Below are 22,204 nucleotides of genomic sequence, written 5' to 3' on the forward strand. Positions count from 1 at the left end.
GTAATATTACTACGAGATGACACTTTCCTTTAATAATAACAAATGAAAGGAGGTGATATTGTATGACGAAAGCTGAATTTGTTGATGCTATCCAGAAAGGTGCAAAGGGGATGACCCTGAGCAAGAGGGAAACAGAGGAACTTGCTGATTGCATGTTTGAGGTGCTGTCCAGGTCCTTAAAGAAGGACAGGCGGTTTGTTTATCCAGGATTTGGAACCTTCTCAGTCAGAAACCGCAAGGCAAGAACCGGAAGAAATCCGAGGACCGGTGAGACAATAAAGATTAAGGCAAGCAAGACCATATCCTTTAAACCAGCCCCAAAGCTAAAGAATATGCTGTAATTTATAAAACGTAACGTGAAGAGAGGGAGGGCTTAATGCCCTCCCTTTATTTTTTTCCGGGAACCTTCTGCCAGTCTTCCATGAATTTCCTGATGCCTATATCAGTAAGCGGATGCTGGGCCAGCTGCAGCAGCACCTTGAATGGAATCGTTGCAACATCTGCTCCAATCATTGCGGCATCAACTACATGCACTGGATTTCTTACGCTTGCAACAATTATCTCAGCTGTGTATCCATAGTTATCGAAGATGGTCCTTATCTGTCCGATTAGTTCCATACCTGCATAGGACACATCATCAAGGCGTCCGACAAAGGGGCTTACATATGAAGCACCTGCCTTTGCTGCAAGAAGCGCCTGCGAAGGTGAGAACACGAGGGTGACATTTGTCTTTATATTCTCCGCTGTAAGCCTCTTCACGGCCTTTAAACCTTCCGGTGTCATCGGTATCTTTACAACTATATTCTCATGGATGGCGCTAAGCTCCCGCGCCTCTTTTACCATGCCATCCGCATCCAGGGATATTACTTCTGCATTAACGGGGCCGTCAACGACAGAGCAGACCTCTTTGATAAGTTCCCTGAATTCCCTGTTCTCCTTCGATACAAGAGATGGATTTGTAGTAACCCCGTCTATAAGACCGAGGCTTACAGCCTCTTTAATCTCAGCTATGTTTGCTGTATCTATAAAAAATTTCATATTCCCCCCCCTTATAATATTTTATCCAGTAATTCCACTGTATGCACCACGCGCACCGGCATACCTGCCCTGTTCAGTGAATCCTCTATATGTATCTTGCAACCGGGACAACCTGTTGCAACTATCTCAGCATTGCTGCGTCTTATACTCGCTGCCTTTCTGTCAGCAATATCTGATGCAAGGTCATAGTGGCTGAGGCTGAATATGCCCCCAAAGCCGCAGCAGGCATCTGCCTCATCCATTTCTATAAACTCTGCATCTCTTATAGATTTCAGGATATCCCTTGGAGACCTGTATATGCCCAGTCCCTTTTTCAGGTGACATGGATCATGGTATGTTACTCTAATTCTGTCTCCAGATGCAACATTGCTGATTTCCCTGTTCACGGGATTCCTGCCATGAACAAATTCGTGAATATCCGTAACTTTCTCTGAAAAACGTTTAACCATTTCAGGATTGACACTTACAGGGTGGTTTAGCAACGAAGGATATTCCTTTTTAAGTGTATGTCCACAGGTCGCGCAGGAAACGATAATTGCCTCAAACTCATATCCGGAAAAGAGTTCGATGTTCTTCTCAGCCACTTTTTTTGCAGTTTCCATGTCGCCAAGGGACATCAGAGGAACTCCGCAGCAATACTGACCTTTCGGAATAACTACATCATAACCCAGTTTGTTTAATACACTCAACGTTGACCTTCCAATATCCAGGGTGGAAAAGTTTATTACACAACCAGGGAAAAAGGCCACGACCCCTTTTGCCGGACTGCACTTTGTCCTGACTACCTCAGGATATGAGGAAGTCAGGGGGCGGCTGCTGATAGCAGGCAGTTTTCTTTTCTTATTATTTCTTACAAAGGGGAGAGTTCCGGTAAAGGGCCATGTTTCCGGCAGCAGATTATAAATTTTTGCAGGAATGGATGACATCCTGAGAACGATGGAAAGCGGCCACCTGTTCCCTGCAACAACCTGCGACATGAACCGTCCAACGATCCCAAGCCCCCTGTTTTCTGCCATCTGGGCCTTTGCAGCAAAGATTATGTCCCCAACCCTGACCCCGCTCGGGCAGTTCACCTCACAGGTGAGGCACCCGATACACGATGTTATAATGTTATCAAGCGTCTCTGACGTCTCAATGCGCCCGGTAATGGCAGCCCCTATAAGGCTCAGCCGGCCCCGGGCCACCATGGTCTCATCTTTAGTCACAGCATAGGTAGGGCAGCCTGCCATGCAGATGCCGCACTTGATGCACTTTGCGACCTCGTTTTTGACTGATGCGAGATAGTTCATCTGAAATGCTCCGTTCAAATCCCCCCTCTCCCCCCTTTACTAAAGGGGGGAACTGATTTCCCATTTCCCTGATACATCTCTCTCAGCAATCCGCCTGTATGCGACCTCCTGACCTTTGCAACATCCTCAGGCGTGCCGGATGCCACAAGCTCTCCGCCGCCGTCACCCCCCTCAGGCCCAAGGTCTATGATATAGTCTGCATTCTTGATTACATCCGGGTGATGTTCTATGACTACCACGCTGTTGCCGGCATCTACAAGCTTGTTGAGCACGTCAAGGAGCTTCTGGATATCGGCGAAATGGAGACCTGTCGTAGGCTCATCGAGTATATACATGGTCCGTCCGGTCGCACGCCTTGATAGTTCCTTTGACAGCTTGACCCTCTGGGCCTCACCACCTGAAAGGGTCGTTGCCGACTGGCCAAGCCTGATATACTCAAGACCCACATCACGCAATGTGTCAAGCTTGTGTCTTATTATTGGTATTGGCTCAAAGAAATCGAGTGCCTGGGCAATCGTCATATCCAGCACATCTGCAATGTTTTTCCCCTTATAATGAATATCCAGAGTCTCTCTGTTGTATCTCTGCCCCTTGCAAACCTCACATGTGACATAGACATCAGGGAGAAAGTGCATCTCTATCTTTATAAGACCGTCACCCTGACACGCCTCACAACGGCCGCCCTTCACATTAAAACTGTATCTGCCTGCCCTGTATCCCCGCATCCTTGACTCAGGAATCTGGGCAAACATGTCCCGTATGTGGGTAAATACACCGGTATATGTCGCAGGGTTGGACCTCGGCGTCCTCCCTATCGGCGACTGGTCTATGTTTATAACCTTGTCAAATTCCTCAAATCCGGTTATCTCCCTGCAGCCGTCATTACTCCTGGATCTTTTGTATAACCTGTTTGATAAATTCTTAAAAAGGATTTCAAAGATCAAAGTACTCTTTCCTGAACCCGAAACCCCGGTAACAGCGGTGAATAGTCCTACCGGTATGGAGACATCTATCCCCCTGAGATTATTTCTGACCGCTCCCTTTACAGTAAGATATCGTTCCGGTCTCCTGTGTCGTTTTGGCAATGATACTGTAAGCTCCCCAGCCAGGTAGCGGCCTGTAAGGGACTTTTTATCCTTCTTTATCCTGGCAGGCGTTCCTGATGACACTATCTCTCCGCCATGAACACCTGCGCCAGGGCCCATGTCAATGACATAGTCAGCCTCCCGTATGGTCTCCTCGTCATGCTCAACGACAAGCACGGTATTGCCAATATCCCTGAGCCTCTTGAGGGTTTCAAGAAGCCTCTGATTATCCCTCTGATGCAGGCCAATGCTCGGCTCATCCAGCACATACAACACACCTACGAGGCTTGAACCTATCTGAGTCGCAAGCCTTATGCGCTGCCCTTCCCCACCTGACAATGTTGACGCCTCACGGTCAAGGGTCAGATAATCAAGGCCGACATTTGACAGGAATTGCAGGCGTTCTCTGATCTCCTTGAGTATCCTCTCCCCGATAAATCCTTCGCGCTTACTGAGTTTAAGTGTATTAAAAAATTGTACAGCGGATTTGATTGATAACCTCGTTACATCAACTATGGAATTTCCATGTATTCTTATTGAGAGCGCCTCTTTCTTTAGCCTGTTGCCGTTGCATACCGGACATGCCGCACTTTCCTCACCCTCATCCATAAGGATGACTCCGAGACCATCGCACCCGGGGCATGCGCCGTGCGGGCTGTTGAATGAAAAAACACGGGGGGTAACCTCCGGATAGCTGATACCGCAATCAATGCAGGCAAGCCTTTCACTGAACAGTATGTCCTCTCCTCCTATCTGATTTATCACCACTATGCCATCCGCAAGCCTCAGGCCGGTCTCAACAGAATCAGCAAGCCTCCTCCCCAGCTTGTCATCATGAGCGGCGTTTTCTGGCTTTCTCAGGACAATCCGGTCAACCACTATCTCAATCGTATGCTTCTTATTCTTGTCTAATGTAATCTCCCCCTCCAGGTCCCTGATCTCTCCATCAATCCTCGCCCTTATAAAACCCTTGCCCCTCAGGTCAGAGAGCTCTTTCCTGTATTCTCCCTTCCTCCCCCTGATAATGGGTGCAAGTATCTGAAGCCTTGTATCAGCAGGCAGGTCAAGCACCCTGTCAACCATCTGCTGAACGGTCTGCGCAGTGATCTCCTTTCCGCACTGATAACAGTACGGATGTCCTATCCGGGCGAACAACAGCCTTAAATAGTCGTATATCTCTGTTATTGTACCGACCGTAGAACGGGGATTCCTGCTGGTTGTCTTCTGTTCGATTGATATGGCAGGTGAAAGACCTTCTATGGAATCAACATCAGGCTTGCTCATCTGCTCAAGGAACTGCCGTGCGTATGCAGAAAGTGACTCTACATACCGCCTCTGTCCCTCGGCATAGATGGTGTCAAAGGCGAGCGATGATTTTCCGGAACCACTGAGACCGGTAATGACGACAAGTTTATCGCGGGGAATTACTACATCAATATTCTTTAGATTATGCTCTCTCGCACCCCTGATGACAATACCCTGCTGTGACATGAGGATATTTTAACACAGAAAGGCCTGTTATGACATAAGTCCGGCATCAAGGCCTAAACCCTGACCTGGACTGCTTCATGTAAAGAAGATACCCTTCACCTGCTGCAAGAGGGAAGTCAACACCTGCAGGCTGGCCATTGTGGTAAAACGCCGTCTCAAATAGTCCGCTGCCCTTATTGTACCTCTGTACACTGCTCACGATTGTGTCATCTCCAATCGCCTGCAGGAGCTGATAGCCGCTTAAACCTGCGGGCACACATGGGAACGTCACCACATTCAACCCTGCATTAAGGTCAACAGTTACGCATTCGATATACGAGTTGCCAGGATGTACTGACGGGCTAAAGGAAGCCGTCTTATCTGCCTTTGAGTATACTATGATACCGTCGCCATATCCTACCGCAACATCATCACCTGCCGGGGAGGCTGACTCATACCACGTTGTCTTGTAACTGCCGGAAGCCTTATCATAAACCATAATCTTCTCTATCTCTGAATCATCACCAAGCATTGAAAGGAGACCATATGATGAGGTGGATGCACTGACCGGATAGCCAAAGATATTAAACCCGCTGTGAAGCATGATATCTATATTGACTGGCAATGAGTCCCCGTTCATGGGGGCGCTCCCTGCCCCGAGTTCTTCAATATTGGTGGAACCATCATTATCCGGGTCTCCATTCGGCCCATTGCCTGGATCTATGCTCCCGTCATCCAAAGGATTGAGCCCGCTGGCCACTTCCCATCCATCAGTCAGGCCATCACCATCAGTATCAGGATCATTGGGATCAGTCCTGTTTTGATATTCTTCGAGGTTAGTAAGGCCGTCTGAATCATTATCCAACAGGGCATCAGAAGGATCAGATGGATCAAGTCCATGTAATGTCTCCCAGTCGTCAGGGATCCCGTCATTATCCGTGTCAACAACCGGCTCTCCTGCAGTTACGGGATAGAGCGCAGAGACAGAAAAATTATCCGAGAAATTGAGAGGGAATGTCTCGTAACTTATTCCCGCGCCTATACCACTCCTCACCTCAATTACAATGTCTTTTGTTCCGGACGGTTTCCAGTTAACCCCGTCAGCACCAAACAGATTGCTGAGATTGACATAAGCCTGATTAGTGCCTGCGCCATCACCAACATATGAAGAGACGCCAAAGGGGTTCTCACTGCTATAGGCAATAACCATCCATCCGTATGGATCAACCGCACCACCCTGATTATCAATGGTAACAAGCATCTGCTTCGAATCGGAGATAAATGCATTCTCCCTCGTTGTAGTAACAGAGGACAATGCACCCGAAGACCATTGTGCAACCTCTCCTCCTTCTACCCTGGAAAAGATCCGGTAATAATAGGTCGTCTCCGGCAGACAACCGGCGACACTGACCTTCATAAGACCTTTTGTGCCGGCATGGGAACGGAGCGACTCCATATCCTCTTCCCGTTCATACTCTCCTGTAATCCCAGGATTTCCGCCATATAATGGGAATAGAATTACCTCCAATTGAGAGGTTATCTCATTGTTACCGGCAGGGTCTGAATAAATGGATATACCTGGTGTGGTGGAACCTGAAGCCTGCCATACAATGGCAAAACCAGAGGACGTTACATCAGCTTTCGAGACATCCTGGATAGTGACAGCAGACCAGGAGAAGGCTGCCGGATACAGCATAGCCGCCAGTATAACCATAATGTTTATCCAGTGCCGCAATAATTTCTTCATAGCCCTGCTTCTCTCTGGTTTAATCCGAATACATCCCCGCCTTCACTCAAAGGCATTAATAAAACTCTGTCCAGTCCGGTACTATCAGCAAACCACTTTCTAAATCCTTCATAGTGGCGGGCGTGGGTAACACCACCGCTTGCACCGCTCTTCATTATGCTCGTGGAGTCCGTAATTTCGTTTTTAGACGCTGTTGCCCCTCTCCTGTATTCATCATAGACACCGACCATATGGCCAAACTCGTGGGCAGTCATCTCAGGATTGTTCAGCAGGTGCCAGTTGAGCTCATCACTATTTCCACTGCCCTGGTGAACAAGGACGTCGTGATGGAAACTGGTACCTGAAAATACGGCATCAATTATCACCGGATAACTCTCCCCTGCCGGCGTCACGATAGAAAACCTGGCACTCCAGATGCGCTCGATATCTTTTTTCCATTTACTCTTCACCCTGTCTACTTCTACCTGGGTAACTCCATCAGCCGGGATGAGGTTAATCGCAACATGAACTAAGACTTTCCCGTCTTTCATCTCTATGTCATAACCGTACGGCCAGACAAAACCATTCATGGCCGTCATACGTCCCGCAACTGTCTCACGGGAAATATCACCAGTCTCAGCCGGAAAGCAAACCTGCGCCCAGCTGATAATTATGAAGAAACAAAGTAGCAAACCTGTTATTGTCCTAATCTTTTTCACCTGAAAATGCTCCTACGTACCTGTCATTCCCACGGAACCTGTCCCCGCATGATTTAAGCGGGGAGTGGGAATCCAGAACCATGCAATCGGTCTGGATTCCCGCTTACGCGGGAATGACGTTTTCATGAACCCTGGTGAGCCCTGAGCTGTAAGCGTGCCGAACAGTCGAAGGGCTCATGACGGTTCACCTGAAAATTCCCATTCAAATCCCTTATGCCTGACCCCATCAATTTTGTTGCCCCGGCAATCCGCCCCGGCGCAGGATCAGTTCACCGCCGGTGAGTATCGCCATACGTCTGATGCCGGCAGCCTTCAGGCTGTGAGCAACCTTCTCCGATTCTCCATTACCATCATCAATTAATATGTAAAGCCAGCGATATTGTGTATCCTTCCCGCCTCTACCAGTAACCGCCGATAAATCCCATTCATTTCCATCTGACCGTAACTTATTGTGCATCCTTATGATACTTAATCCAGGAAATATTGCGGACAAGTCTGTAAGGGAACTGTCTGGCTTCCCGCTTGCCTGTGTACTCCTCATATCAACCAGTACTATGTCGCGATTACCGGCGGTAATTTTCTCAAGATCCTGATACGAAAGATACTCAAGCCTCTCTTCGCTGAAACCGCTCCTATGCGTTGTTGGAAGGTTCAGCGACTCCCACGCAGAAAACCCGCCTTCCAGCACCGCTGCCTGTATACCGGTTCTTGTATTCAGTGCATCTGCGGCCTCCTCATCCAGATCAGTACGTATCCCGTCTCCATAAACGACTACGGCACCGACAGGTGGAAGCTGCTTTTTACTGATAATTGCAGCGGGTATACTTATAGCTCCAGGTATGTGTCCTTCTCTGTATATCTCACTGTTTCTGATATCTATTATTGTTACCTTGCTTCCCTGCTCCAGCATCTCCTGCAGCTTTTCAGGGGAAAGGGCAGACCCTGTCTCCGGGACTGCAAAGAGACCCATGATAGCCACTATAATGACGGTACAAATCTTTTTCTTCATACAAAAATCACTCCTCATCCAACTATTATTCTCCCGGCCTCCATGGGCCAAACGGTACTTTCATATCTATCATAACTACTGCAACAGACGGTATGTCAAAGTCCTCACCAACAATCAGTCCGCCTGAAACAGATGCAGCCTCCCAGCGGCCGGTCTCAGAGTCGAGCAGTCTGATCGCCCTGACGTTTGCTGTGCCAAGCTCACGGATCAGATTATACGCCGAGTAGTGATCAGGGAAACAGGAATAGCTGAAGACATTGGCCCCTGCAGCAAGATTAATATCTGTGCATGTGCCCTGGCCAAGGTCAAGGATATTTGTATCATTAAACCTGACCCACAGGAATGTTCCCGACTCCAAGGCAAAGTTATTGCCGGCTGGTGCACCACCAGTCCACTGCACTGTATCTGCCACAGGCTGCGGCAGGAGTGTGGTATAGCGCGTGATCTCTGATACACCAGCCTGTTCATTCCATAACTTAAGAAGTGTATAGGCATCTCCCTGATTTGAAACCATCCCCTCTGTTACTGCTACGGTATTCTGGTTGTCAAACACAGGCTGAAGGTCCGGGAGTGTTCCAGCCATTACCTGACTGCGGCCGCTGTGCAGCTCGGACCAGATGAGCCTTCCGGATGCCAGTGAAGGCTTCTCCTTCTCAGACTCTGCATTCGTTAACTGGACGCTTGCAAGATTCGACAGGTGAAGGAGCCGCAGATTGATGTCAAGCTCCCCTGCAGAATCCTCTGTGTAGACTACCCACTTATCATTAATATATGGTCTCGTTTCATCTTCAGGTGTATTAGTAAGCCGTATCTCCGCGTTTCGCCTCAGGTTGTATCCATATAAATCAAATTGACCGTTCCTGTTATCAGCCCAGACAATCCATTGGTTGAATATCGCCGGGTGGTACTGACCGCCTGGATTGTTTGTTATACGGCGAACATCACCTGTCCGCAGGTCTTTAAGGTATATCTCGCCATAACCCACATCCCTGAAGTCCTGCCACACTACAAGCTGATGGTGAATAGCCGGATCAAGCTGATCCTGTGTTGTTGCATCTACGGCCTCTGTGACTGCTGTAATCATGTTATATGCCATGAGCTGCCATGGAGCGCCGGGATTTGAAACAGGCTTTGTCTGGTACACAACCCACGGCCAGTAAATAACCGGCTTTCTCTCATCAAACTCCGAAGTCTCGGTAATAGCAAAAGCCGGATTGACGCTGCCAGGCTCCTTAGCCCATATATCCCATGTGCCATCTGACTGCCTGTCCTCCCAGACAACAAACCTGCCGTCTGTGCGCGGACGCTCCTGGTTAAGGGCATTATTTGTTAGGACGACAGGAGAAGCAGCGCTGTTGCTCAGATCAAGTGCAAATATGTCCCAGTTTCCATTGCGCTGATCCTGCCACACCACCCATTTGCCAAAGGCATATGCCTCCTTCTGACCGGCATTGCCTGCATCAGACAGGAGAGACCCGTCTGAAACCATGTCACCAACATAGACAAGTCTGACAGCGCCGGCTGCACGGCCAAGCCCATCATTGACTGTTATCCTGACAGAATACCACCCGGGCGGGACCACTACTCCACTATCATTTCTGCCATCCCAGGTAAACCCTGTTGTGTTTGCATCAACCTGGCCAAGGATGTGATGCCGCACCCTTGCCACGAGCGGGAAGGAAAGGCCATACTGCCGGTTGACTGACCAGCGTACTATTGTACCAGCGCCTGTCGCAGGACAGGACGTGCCTGCACTCGCTCTTGCCCGCACCTCTACTGTATGTTCACCATCACTTAGCCGTGTAAGAATAATAGGCGCTCCGGCACCTGTATCCGGCCTGTAGTAGGTACCATCCAGCCGGTAACAATAATAGGCGCTTCCGGATACCAAAAGGGCGGCATCGGCCAACCGGCTCGGCATTGCAGGCACACCTGTTATAACTACAGGCTCTGCTGCCGCATCAACTGTCCACGCGGCTACTACTGCCTCATTATCAGGGTGATAGCTTCCATATTGGCTGCGGCCTGATACAGAAAGCAGTACCGGGCCTGAAAACCCTGTCAGATTAATCGCCTGGGAAACAGGGAACTCCCCGCTCCATGCACCGCTGCCGAGGCGGTAGCGGTAGAAATCAACGTTCTCACCCCCGACAGTGATAGCCGCATTACCACTCCTGATTGGAGAGGATGGAACACCACTTAAAGTGGGATAACCAAATACGCCACGGAAGACATCCATGTCTGCACTGAGGCTGTCCGCTGTAACCACACCATTAAATCCGACAGTTACACTGGTCGGACGCACAGAGATGGAATCTCCGGCTATGAAGAGCGTCTCAGAATCCGTTGTAATATTCTCAATCCCTGGGTCAGCAGTTGATACTGCAATCGTTGCTATCTGATGGGTCTCTTCGTTGCCTGCCAGGTCAGCAGAGTAGTACTCAAGGATGTGAGTACCAGCCCCCTGAATATTGAATGGATAGGCAGGGACAAAATCAGGGGCTGAATCTAATTTATAATATGTCCCAACCGGACTGTAATCCTCTGCAATAAAGAATATCTGTGTCTCAGGCAGGACAAAGTAAGTATCGTTTATCTTCTTATTCTGCCCGGAAAGCAGAAGAGTCGTTACCGGCGGTTCTGTATCGGTCCCGATTGGTTCGTAAGTAACTGTGTATTGATATTCACCCAGCGCAACAAAGTCGAAGATATTGAGATATGTAAGCTTCGCATTGTCACCCTGCCTGTAGCGGATATTGGTCCAATAGTTGTTGGGATTTAACACCTTTCCATCAGACCTGACAACACTGCCGATACGGAACCTTGCCTGGGCCGGGTCGTCAACACGCATGAAAACCCAGTTCTCTCTGTCTGCCGTGGCCCTGACCGTTGCTGAATAACCGCTGTAAGCAAGCACCCCGACGTTGTCAAGGCGATTTACCGGCAACGTGTTGCAGTCACTTTCATACAGGGTATCAGGTATCAGCTGCTCTCCCCCCAGTGTCTCTGCAAGGAAGTCGCGGAGATTATCCCTCCCCGGCTGATCGTTCATGACCTCGTGTACCATAAACCAGGCGTTTATATCCCTTATGAGAGACGTATCCCGGCCGCCCAGTTCAGGTGCATGTGTGTATGATGCCCTGAACTCTGTGAATTCACCGGAAAGGGTGGTTATCATATCCCATGCTCCCTTGCGGCATTTGCCGGGCTGAATATCTCCGAGATTTACCGTCAGAGACGTACTGTCTGTCTGCCGGTCATCCACACGGGACCCTATAAGCTGAGGGACCACAAGCAGGCCCTGAAGATTCTCAACTATGCGGGGCTGCTCAGAGGCGATCTTTACACTCCTTGCCTGACCGAATCCTACGTTCTTTACCATAACACCGAGGGTAAAGGGGATCGGGCTCTCAACGATTTGTGGTGTAAATGGATTATCGCCATCTACATCCCTGGGCTGGAAATAGGTAATCTCAAGCTCAGGGTCGGGTTTGACTGTAATGGTATCCGGAAGGACACGGAGTACATCCTGAGAGATCTCCATCCCATAGATGGAACCGGCAAGCTGGGCTCCAATCGCGTATTGCCTGCCATCAGGTGTTGTGCCTCCGGCTGACAGTTTGGGGATGATGAACCACTCAACTACAGCCTTTTGACCCGGAGAAATAATACCTGTGCCGTCTATTGCCGTGATGCTTTTAATCTTTGGCGGCTGGACAAAAAAGAGGTTCGACGCATCTGTGATAGTACCGTCCCCTGCATCCATACCAAAGGTCAGTGCCGCAGAAAAATCCGTGATACTGGCATCACCCTCGTTATTCGTAACCTCCAGTGTTGCCAGAAAGCCGACCCTTTCCATGGTCAGCTCCTGAAGTATCTCTATCTTGACATATGAGCAGAGCCCCTGATACTGCTGCGCAGCCTGGCCCTTCCCTGTCATAAATACCAATGCCAGGCAGGTTGCGGCTATCACCGGATAGAGATATTTTTTCATATTCTTAAGCGTCATCTGCCTTCCCCGTCAGAACTTAGATATTCCCTTACCTTCTTTTCTATCCCTGTCTCTTCTTCACCGCCGCATTTCTGATGAGCGAGCACCCCGTTTGCAAAATATGACTCATACTCATCCACATCAAAGTTGTACACAACCGAAGGCTGTTCCGTACGAATGATCTCAACAATCTCTGCATCCTCTCCATCCGGCAGGACCAGGAGATCCCCGGATTTAAGGAGTCTGCCGGCAACCCATTTATCATCACCCTTTACCCAGAAGAAATGCTCATCAGTGGTCTCAAGACGGCTAATGAGCGAGGTCCCTTCACTATTCTGCCGGCGATACCTGAGTTCAAGGATGTGATCAGACTCACGGACATAAACCTCTTTAACAACCCCGGCATGACCGTCATAGGTCATGACCTTGTCACCAGCCCGTATCTCCTCGATCTTCTGAACACCCCCGTCTGCCATAAGAATTGGTGTACCTGCTGCAAAACAACCCTGTCCTCCGTTACCAGTAAGATAGTTTGGCTGGCTGGGGTAAGGCGGTGGAGGCGTGCCACCTGGACCAGGAGCACTTGAGATAACAGAACCTATCAAACAGCCGGCAAATTGGGCAGCACTCGACGCAAGGAATTCTACGGGTTTTCCAAGCCCTGCAGCATTTTGCGCAAAATTCGCCGCATGTATTCCAACCAGAAGCCCTACCGCAAGTCTTCCCATTGCCTCTCGCTCCGCCTGGGAGATATAAGAGTTCGTACTTCCACGAACTATAGCCCCAATCCCCTGGACAGCGTCAGTAAGTCCGCCAAAGTCAATCCCTGGAACAAGCCCCTCCGCACAATCGCCAATTGGACCCGGAGGGAGTGCATTGACATTGCCTCTGTAAGTAATATGATAGGGCACCTCTACTGTCTCCATAGCGCCTAACCGTGGCATAAAGGAGATTAACGGTTCTAACCGTGCAGTACCGGTATCAGCAGTCTCAAGAATCACATTATCCAGCCCTTTCAATCCAAAGTTGGAAACTTTTACAATAAAGGTTGTCTCAAAGCCAGGTGTAATGTTGGCAAGCTGGACATAAGGGGGGTCAATCACAAGGACCGGAACCGGCACGTGTGTCTCAAACCTCTGTTCAATCTTGAGCTCATACTTGTCTGTAAATGGAACCGGCACCACATTAAAGGTCACAGTGATCAGATTCCGGTTAAGTTCAGCCTCTTCCAGAATCAACTGATCTGCAACAACAGTGATAACACCATTTACATAACTGTGCCCTGGCGCATTCACCTGATATGACCAGTCTCCGGGATTGAGTCCGTCCAACTGAATCTCTCCATTTATATCTGTATCCGGTGATACTATCTGTTCATGGATAACATTATTAAATGTCCGCACCGTCGCCCCTTCGACACGCTGGCCCAGATTATTATAAATCCTGAACAGAGCAGAACCCTTCAGCTGTGATGTGACAAGGACATAAACATTTACATTCGTCTGCTGAGTGGAGTTTGATCCGGTGATGACAAATTTATCAGAGTGATCACCAAAGGCAGTGTCAGAAGGAGGAGTAATCACGACATCAAATGTCCGGGCCTCTCCAACCCCTATGGTGCCAAGCAGCACCTTGCCTGAACCGGATCTCGGCAGGTTTGTGGATATCCATGTCACATCCTGAGGCACACTCATCTCAGCATCAAGCAGTTCCCTGAGGCCGTTATTTCTTACTGTTACAGGTATGGTGCGCACCGTACCGCGGGCAGCGCTTACCTGAACATAACCTGCAGCCGGACTCTCAAGCGTGATAACCGGGACAGCAGGGGCGAGGGTAACTGACCCGTAGAAGACCACTGACGCGCCCTGAGCGGAACTCAGCATATATTCCACATTGGCTGCAGAAGGCGCATCCATATCAGCGGACAACTGCAGTGATACATTCTTCTTTTCTCCCGGTTGAACCTGATAACCTGACGGCAGATTGGCCTGTCCCTGTATCGTGGGTTCATCTATTTCATTTCCAAAGGCATCTATTGTATAGGCACGGAACTGTGACGAAAATCCGGTAAGAGGCGTATCCCCCGGATTGTACAGGGACACATTGAAATTAAATGTATCTGCCTTTGATGACCTGATCGAGGCCTGTACAGGGGAGATATATACCCTGAACAGCGAGAAGCGGTACTGATCAATAGTATCGTATACGTCAGGGTGTGCTGCCCAGATTATAAATTCACCGCTTATGCCCGGTGTCGGGTGGTATTGATAACTGTAATTTCCTGCACTATCCGTTGTGATATCAACAAACCACTTGAACCCGCGGAGATAGAACCCAATCTTAAGCGGGGTGTCCGGCTTCGGATCTCCTGTACTGCGATCTATCGCCTGGCCGCTGATATTTATTACATCGTTGTTTGAGTAGGCATCACTGTCAGCCTGGGCAGTGCCGTAATACTCTGACAGGGTAATCCCGGACTGCATGGTCCCTGTTAATTGTACAGTGCCGTTAAGTGCCGCGCCGGTCAGTTGATAGCTGAACTTATCCACGACACCGGTAAATGTAATAATCGCCCCCTCTTCGAGATTTGCAGGTACAAGCACCTGAACATCTACACAGAGACTGCCGCCGCTCGGAATCGTTACATACCCTGTTCCGGACGAAATCCTGGTGCCCGGAGGGTAACCTTTGTAAGTGCCGCGGCTTATCTCAAGGCCTTCCCCGTTCATAATGGCAACATAGATATCACCCGGCTCTGTCCCATTGGCACGGTTAACAACAACATCCATGTCAGTGTAGCCGGGGTTTCTTACGCACACATTGACCATACTTAACCCGCCGGCCAGTGGAACCTGATCAACCGTCATAGTGATCATGGCTGGAGGATTCTGCACACCTGAGAAGACTACATCACGCTGGTATACCACCGTGCTGCCCGCCTCGCCTGTTTGCCTTGTCGTAATCCTTAAAATATGGTCATCAGTTGATGAGCCTATTGGGACAATAATATTATTGACATACGTTGTATTCGCTGCAATTATCTGATTAATATCCTGTTCATGTGAATAGGTCTCTGTCCCGTTTACTGTCAGGCGCAGACCGAGGTGATTCATTGGGAATGAGTTCACAGCCTCCCTGTTCTGTACCGAGACCTCAAATTTACTGAAGTAGCCGGTAATGAGCGGCCTCGGGTTTCCGTTTACATCCGGATTTGCCATTGCTGATATGACAATAGGATAGACCTCTATCTTCCTTGGCGGACTTTCCTCTCCACCAGCATTAACAGCTCTGACGGCATATTCAACGCGTGAGGCGCCTGCATAGAATATATCTGTGAAAGAAGGGGTCGTCAGCAGCGCACTATTTAGTTTGATGCCTCCACGGTAGACGTTATAACCAACCGCTGTTGGATCACTGCTGGTCCATGCAAGTATTGGCGCATTGCTGTTATTGATAAAGACCTGCAGGCTGCTTACTGCACCTACCGTCAGATTAAAGATTACCGGCGCAGCAGGGTTCTCATTTCCAATAACATCGGCCGAGGCAACTACGTAGTTGTAACTGCCGCCTGTTGCAGGATAGTCTGTCGCTTCAAAACTCCCTGCACCGCCGGCTGAAACTGTCCTGATCCTGGTTCCATTGCGGTATACAAAATATTTGGCCGGCAACTCACCGGATAAAGGTGAACCCCATGTGACCCGCACGCCTGCTGTACCCAGGTTCACGGCAACATTCTCCGGCATATCAGGGGCCAGCCGATCAGACAATGCCTGTACAGGCAATGACATCACACTCTCTGCGCCCCTGCGGTCCGTTGTAACTCCATAGCAATAAGCGCCGTCAACTGGGGGGATGTCGGTATAGCTGGTGCCTGTAAGGTTCATGTCAACTATTTCTGTTGGTATTGTGTCACAGGGGGCGCTCCCGCGATACACCCTGTAGCTCTCCGCCTTAGACACTGCCCCCCATGAGAGCCTCACCTCACCAGCCGGCCACGAGACTGCCGCCAGGTTACCAGGCGCCTCTGTTGCTTCAGGCGTGGCAGTATTATATATCTCAAGGCTTCCTCCGGCAGTTATGATTGTACCCACATTACCAAGCCTGTCCTCTGCAGACAAGGCAAACTGACCGAGGCCGCTGCCCATATCAGGATTGAGAGGGAGCGTGCCGGACCAACTGCTGCCGGAACCAATCATTGCAATGTTTACCGGACTGCCTGCAGGAGGGGTAAATATAAGTTCAGGAATCGTATTCACCCTTACAGATTCATTCAATGACAGCGTCACGGCAACATTGACATTATTCAACACCTGTACCGGCTCAACAGGGCTTGTTGAAACAGGGCCTGACGGCCCCCTCGTATCTATAACAAGTTGCAGACCCGAAGGTGAACCTGAGAAGGCATTCCCTGCCTGATCCCTTGCAGAGGCAAACACAGATGCTGTTCCTGATGGTGTGGCTCCTGTCACATTAAGACTACCGGTATAGGTCAGTTCATCCACACGTGTCAGGCCGACCGTAATCGGGGAACCTGCACCTGCAGGTGTTATCGTAAGACCCGGGGCAGTCACCAGCGCCTCATTGGATATCACAGTCAAGGCAAGCAACCCAGCCCCAACAGGCGGAACGCTTCCGTAACTGACGGCCAATGTCGGTGCAGTACTGTCATAGGTTACTGAGATAATATTGGAAAGCTGGCTGGTATTGCCCGCATCATCCACGCCTGTAAGGGCATAGAACCATGTCCCGTCCGCAAGGCTTCTGTCTCTGTATAACATTGTCGTCACGTTGTTTGCTGCCAGAGTCGCCTGTGAGGCATCAGTAAAGGCTGAGGCACGGCGGTAGACCCTGAATTTTGACGGATGCTCGCCGTTATCTGCAAACTTCCATGCAAGGTCAACCCCATTGCCCGGTATGGCTGTTGCTGACAGGAGGACAGGAGCTGCCGGCGCCCCGGAATCAAGCACGACGGTTACAACATTGGAGTTAGTGCTGACACCAACGCTGTCAGATGCCGTGGCAACAAATTTAGAGGCGCCTTCCTGAAGCGCAATATTTGTAATCTCAAAGAGACTATTACTGCCTGCAACAGGCGTCCCGACAACAAACCCGTTTCTCCTCACCGTTACAGGTATAAATGGTTCAGCCGTACCACGAACCGTCACAGGACCTGTAGTCACGATAAGCCCATTCGCCGGTGCAGTGATAACCGGCGCCGGTGGAGGTACAAGGTTTACGGTCACATTCTTTTCCACTGTTGTCACATGCCCGGCCAGGTCACGGACCAGTAGCTTCACCCTGTGAATCCCATCTGTCAGCGTCCTTACATCCCACAGATGTGTAAATGCAGTCCCTGTACTGCTTGATATAAGGATGTCGTCTGCATAGAACCTGATTACATCAACACCAAGCACTGCAGTGGCCCCGGCAGTCACTGTTAACGGACGCCCGATAACCTGTCCTTCTGCAAGGCTGAATATATTTATCACCGGCCCCTCTGTAACGTAAGTCACAGGGATAGAAACCGGCGTTGAGACAGTCCCTGTCGGACTCTTCAACTGGGCAAAGATTGTCTTGTCACCTCCGGTTTCAGAAAGGGTAAAGATGGCATTTGGAGAGAACAGATCAAAGAAGACACCTGTAAAAGCAGAGTCCTCACTAAGCCGCATCTCTTCAGCGTTGCGGCCTGCCAGGATCAATGAAACATCGCGTACACCCACACGCGTCTCTCCGCTTGCAGTCGCCATTGCCGGCGTCAGGACAGGCTCAAATGTCAGGAATGGGGCAAAAGTGACACTGCCGGTAATCCTGCTTCCAATAATCGCTGAATCTGCGGAGCCCCACCAGTTTCCAACGGCATTTATCGTCTGACTGTTATCAGAAGATGCGTTTATTGTATTATTCTTGATCACTGAATTCGTGATCGTAAGCCCGGCCCCTGTCTCAACCAGGATACCTATATCGTTATAGCGCAATAAGGCATCCGAGGTATTCAGGAAAGCACCGCTGCTTAGATGCAGCCCGGCGCCGTTGTTGTTCAGCGCGGTGAATGCATCCACAGTCGGGGCGCTGCTATTGAGACGGAGTCCGTAACCATACTTTATAAAGACATGCCTCAGCAGAGATCCTGTGTCACCACCGGAAAGGGTGATGCCATTCCAATCCCCTGGATTTGGCGTCCCAGCCGGAATGTCATTATCAGAGGTCAGGGTAATGGGCTTAAGTGCCGTGCCGTCGGCAACCAGTTTCCCTGCCTCAACCGTAATCCCGGCGCCGTCTGCAAAGCGGAGGGTCGTACCCTGCGCAATTGTCACAACGGCATTGTTCTTTATAACCATCGTCTGGCTGATCATGACCTCTTTCAGCACGCCGCCGCCGATTGTCATGTCAGAGGTAATATCGCCCGCATAAGGATCAGACCAGGAGATTGTAGTCACCGCATCATTAAACTCATTGGCGCTGTTAAAGCCGACAACGGCAAAGTAGTATGTCCTGGCCCGGTCAAGCCCGGATACCGTATATTGCGACACCGATGAATCAAGCGTCGCTAATGGCGTAAGGCCTGTAACAGTAGTAAAGTCCGTCTCCGCCATATAGACCCTGAATCCTGAGAATCCACACAGGGTACCTGTGTTATAACCGGTCCATGACAGCACCGACTGATCCGGATCAGCTCCGGAACCAACCGCAATCGCGACCGGCGGCGGCACCGGACGATTAATAGTGATTGGGTGTGAAACCACTGCCGGAATAAAGTTACCAACTGCATCCATGGCTGTAACAGCAACGTGGTAATCTGTGCCGGGGCTTAGCTGGCTGACCACGAAGCTCCGTGCAGAAGGGGCAATGAGGTCCGTAAAACTGAGCCCTGTAACCGTAGTAAAGCTCCCGGCAGTAGAGCGGTAGAGCTTGAATCCAGCCAGATCAAAGGGTGCAGAATAACCAACCCATGACAATGTCGCGGAACTGCATCCCACAGATGTTACTGATACATTCGGGTTGTTCGGCGGGGTCGCATCCAGTATGAAACTGAATATATTTACTGCCGGCAGCATGGTGTTACCAGCCCAGTCCCTTGCGCCGGACACGCTAAGGCTGATTATGCCGTCCATTCCCTGAGATAGTACGATATCAGGCGTTGAATATGTATCGTTTGGATAGAGGGTCGTCATCCATGTACCGCCGGCCGGTATAACCGGATTGATGCCGCCTGTACTGGTCAGGAGTGCCAGCGGTTCTGCGGTAGTATCCATGGAAGAATTGAATTGAATCGTCAGACGGTAATTGTTTGTAGCGCTTACCGGACTTATGTAGAATGCTTTTACCTTTGAAACCTTGGGAGCTATGACGTCAACCAGGTTTAAGACTCCGGTATTGCCTACGGGATTACCGGCCTTGTCAGTAACAAGGTCTGTCGGATCAACAACCTCAGTTCCTGTTATAGTGAAACCTGATGTTATCTCAACGGATGCCTCTGTCAGGTCGTTATTCCATACAATGCGGTTTATATTGCCGTACTTCCTGCCTGCAGGCGGAAGGTTGACGTTTGCCTCGACTGTGTTATCAGACAGGGCAGACGTCTTCATTGGCTCATTGAACCTGAAGAAGTACCGGTCACCTGTGGTCACAGTGCCGCTGCCATCAGCATCATCAAAGACGATATTCACCAATACCGGCGGCGTGCTGTCCTTGCCCGAAAGGAAATGAGAACCCGTCACTGTATTTCCTGCGACATCGGTTACGAACACAGCCGGGACTATCAGCTCATCACCATGGATGGTGAATCCCGCTGTAACCGTAACAGTTAACTCTCTTCTGTCAGAACTCCAGTTTATGGTATTAACATCACCATAACGGAAACCGCCTGAAGGCCTGAGATAGACGTTTGCATTCTGTGTGCCGTCCTGAATTACAGAGGTCTTCATGGCCTCGCTAAACAGGAAGACATACTTATCACCAAGGCTCAGACTCCCGCTTGCATCCTGATCTATCCAGTTCAGGCTCATGAATTTAGGTGCAATGGTATCAGTTGTATTGAGACTCTGAGTACCAACAGATGGGTTCCCAAAGAGGTCTTTAAGACCGTTTGGTGTTATAAGCTCTGTGCCGGTTACTGTAAAGCCATCCGTGAGCGTCACGATGGCTGTCCTGCCATCGGCACTCCATCTGGATTGATTCACCGTTCCATAAACGCGGTCGCCTGAAGAAACCAGCCGGACATTCGCACCAGCATCAGCACTACCATCAACAAGGAGGGATGTGTCCATCTCTTCAGAGAAATGGAAATAGAAGTCATCACCAGTGGTAAGAGTACCGCTGCCATCACTGTCATTGTATTCCACTGCCTCAAAACGGGGCGGGCTTAACTCAATGATATCCTCCATCAACCATGCCTCTGTCACTGCTGCACGCAGGGTTGTAGTTGGGTTATCATGAACAAACTCCAGCGTGATGTTCCCGGTGGCATAGTAGGATGATGGTATAGAGAATTCATACTGCACCGGAGCTGCTGTCGGCATTTTCATGGAGCCATGTACAGGGTTGCCATTCCCGTCTGTCAGGCTCTGTACACTGACCTCACCTGCATCGCCGTAGAAATAACTGGTACGGAGCTTATAGCGCTTGCTGCTATTAAGTCCTGTGTAGTCAAGTATGACAACATTGCTGTCCCAGGCCATGGTACGGTCAGGTCTCAGGGTTGTGGGGTCCCACATGTCAGACAAAGTCCCCTGGGTCAGGGCAGGGATTGTCATGGATCCACCGGTCGAGCCTGCGCCTGCACTGAAATTACGGTAAGAGAACTCTGTTGCAACTGTAGTCTGGAAGGGGGAATAAGCCACATTATTACTGACCCTGTCCCCCTTGCCTGTAGTATTTGTACTTGAATGATACGGCCCGCTACCGTCGGGATCTCCCCACCAGTTCTGCGTGGCATCTATCATGTTTGCTGTCCCGTTAAGCAGGCCGTATCCACGGTTCATAAAGATCTGGTTATTCGTCACAGTTGGGTTAGAACTGTTGATGACTTCAATGCCATCTGAGAGGTTGGTCGAGATACTGTTAAAGGTGATAGCAGGATATGAGCCTTGCTCTACACGAATGCCATCGCCGCTATTACCCCAGATCGTGTTACCTGTAATCGCCGGAGAGGCGGAATAGATCCGGATGCCGTTGGTCGAGCTGTTCGATATCTCATTGTTTTCTGCAGGGACATTGGCCTGATAAAAATAGAGCGCACCGCTCCCGTTACCCCCGGCATATCTTATCCTGACATTATTCACCCTCGAAGAAGCCTCAAAGAATGAATCATTAAAGGTGACCCCGCGCCAGTCACCATTTAGAGGTATAGTATTGCCGCCATCACTATTTGTATCACCACCATAGATATCATCCCTGTATGAAGTGAATACAATCTTTTCAGCGGTCGTGCCATTCGCAATCATGGCCCCGTCCACAACTATCCCGGTATTGGATGCAAACTTGACTACTACGCCGGGGTCAATCGTAAGGAATTTGAAAGCGGGAACCGTAATGTCGCCGCTGTCCAACAGATAGGTATTGATTTCATTCGGGCTCCCTTTATCCCAGACCCTCAGGTGTTTATCTGTCTGGATATTGTTTCCCCTGATCCCGATATAATTCCGCGTATTGGGCGTAAGTACATTCGTCTCATCCGGCAGGGAACTGGCAGGGATGAAAAGCGAAGTCATGTTCCCTGTAATAGTGTTCCCGGATATCGCAGGCGCGGCGACAGCGCCGGTATAATAAATCCCCCAGTTCGTGTTGCCGGTAATCGTGTTCCCGTCAATCGCCGGCGCAACGCCACCACCCGCATTCACATATATACCGTTACTATTCCCCGTAATCGTGTTGTTGC

9 protein-coding genes are annotated in these 22,204 nt (G+C 49.9%); 1 reads left to right on the forward strand and 8 read right to left on the reverse strand.

Translation table 11 applies throughout. The annotated features are described in order from the left end of the window. The first annotated feature begins 62 nt into the window (after nucleotides 1-62). Entirely contained in the window at nucleotides 63-341 is a 279-nt protein-coding gene (locus IT393_05105) for an HU family DNA-binding protein (protein ID MCC7202029.1), read from the forward strand. Between the two features lie 46 nt (nucleotides 342-387). On the opposite strand, the gene fsa is transcribed toward IT393_05105, so the two are convergent. From fsa to IT393_05145, 8 genes are all read right to left on the reverse strand, one after another. After that, the gene (fsa, locus tag IT393_05110; protein MCC7202030.1) at nucleotides 388-1,038 is read right to left on the reverse strand and encodes a fructose-6-phosphate aldolase; all 651 of its coding nucleotides are present in this window, start codon (nucleotides 1,036-1,038) and stop codon (nucleotides 388-390) included. An 11-nt stretch (nucleotides 1,039-1,049) separates the two neighbouring features. Continuing rightward, nucleotides 1,050-2,345, reverse strand: a complete 1,296-nt coding sequence (locus IT393_05115; protein ID MCC7202031.1) for a (Fe-S)-binding protein — start codon at nucleotides 2,343-2,345, stop codon at nucleotides 1,050-1,052. Continuing rightward, nucleotides 2,342-4,903 carry an excinuclease ABC subunit UvrA gene (gene uvrA, locus IT393_05120; protein ID MCC7202032.1) on the reverse strand — a complete coding sequence of 854 codons (2,562 nt, stop codon included), beginning with the start codon at nucleotides 4,901-4,903 and terminating at the stop codon, nucleotides 2,342-2,344. The genes IT393_05115 and uvrA overlap by 4 nt, the downstream gene beginning before the upstream one ends. Before the next feature lie 46 nt (nucleotides 4,904-4,949). After that, the gene (locus IT393_05125) at nucleotides 4,950-6,629 is read right to left on the reverse strand and encodes a hypothetical protein (protein ID MCC7202033.1); all 1,680 of its coding nucleotides are present in this window, start codon (nucleotides 6,627-6,629) and stop codon (nucleotides 4,950-4,952) included. Continuing rightward, nucleotides 6,626-7,327, reverse strand: coding sequence for a hypothetical protein (locus tag IT393_05130; GenBank protein ID MCC7202034.1), 702 nt, complete (start codon nucleotides 7,325-7,327; stop codon nucleotides 6,626-6,628). Before IT393_05130 ends, IT393_05125 begins: the two co-directional genes overlap by 4 nt. 226 nt (nucleotides 7,328-7,553) lie before the next feature. Beyond that, nucleotides 7,554-8,336 (reverse strand): rhodanese-like domain-containing protein, encoded by a 783-nt coding sequence (locus tag IT393_05135; GenBank protein MCC7202035.1) that lies wholly within the window; start codon nucleotides 8,334-8,336, stop codon nucleotides 7,554-7,556. A 25-nt stretch (nucleotides 8,337-8,361) separates the two neighbouring features. Beyond that, nucleotides 8,362-12,345 (reverse strand): hypothetical protein, encoded by a 3,984-nt coding sequence (locus tag IT393_05140; GenBank protein MCC7202036.1) that lies wholly within the window; start codon nucleotides 12,343-12,345, stop codon nucleotides 8,362-8,364. Then, nucleotides 12,342-22,204 (reverse strand): right-handed parallel beta-helix repeat-containing protein (locus tag IT393_05145; protein MCC7202037.1); only part of this gene is annotated, 9,863 nt, incomplete at its 5' end. The genes IT393_05140 and IT393_05145, both read right to left, overlap by 4 nt.

The organism is Nitrospirota bacterium, from assembly GCA_020851375.1.
Lineage (GTDB): Bacteria > Nitrospirota > 9FT-COMBO-42-15 > HDB-SIOI813 > HDB-SIOI813 > RBG-16-43-11.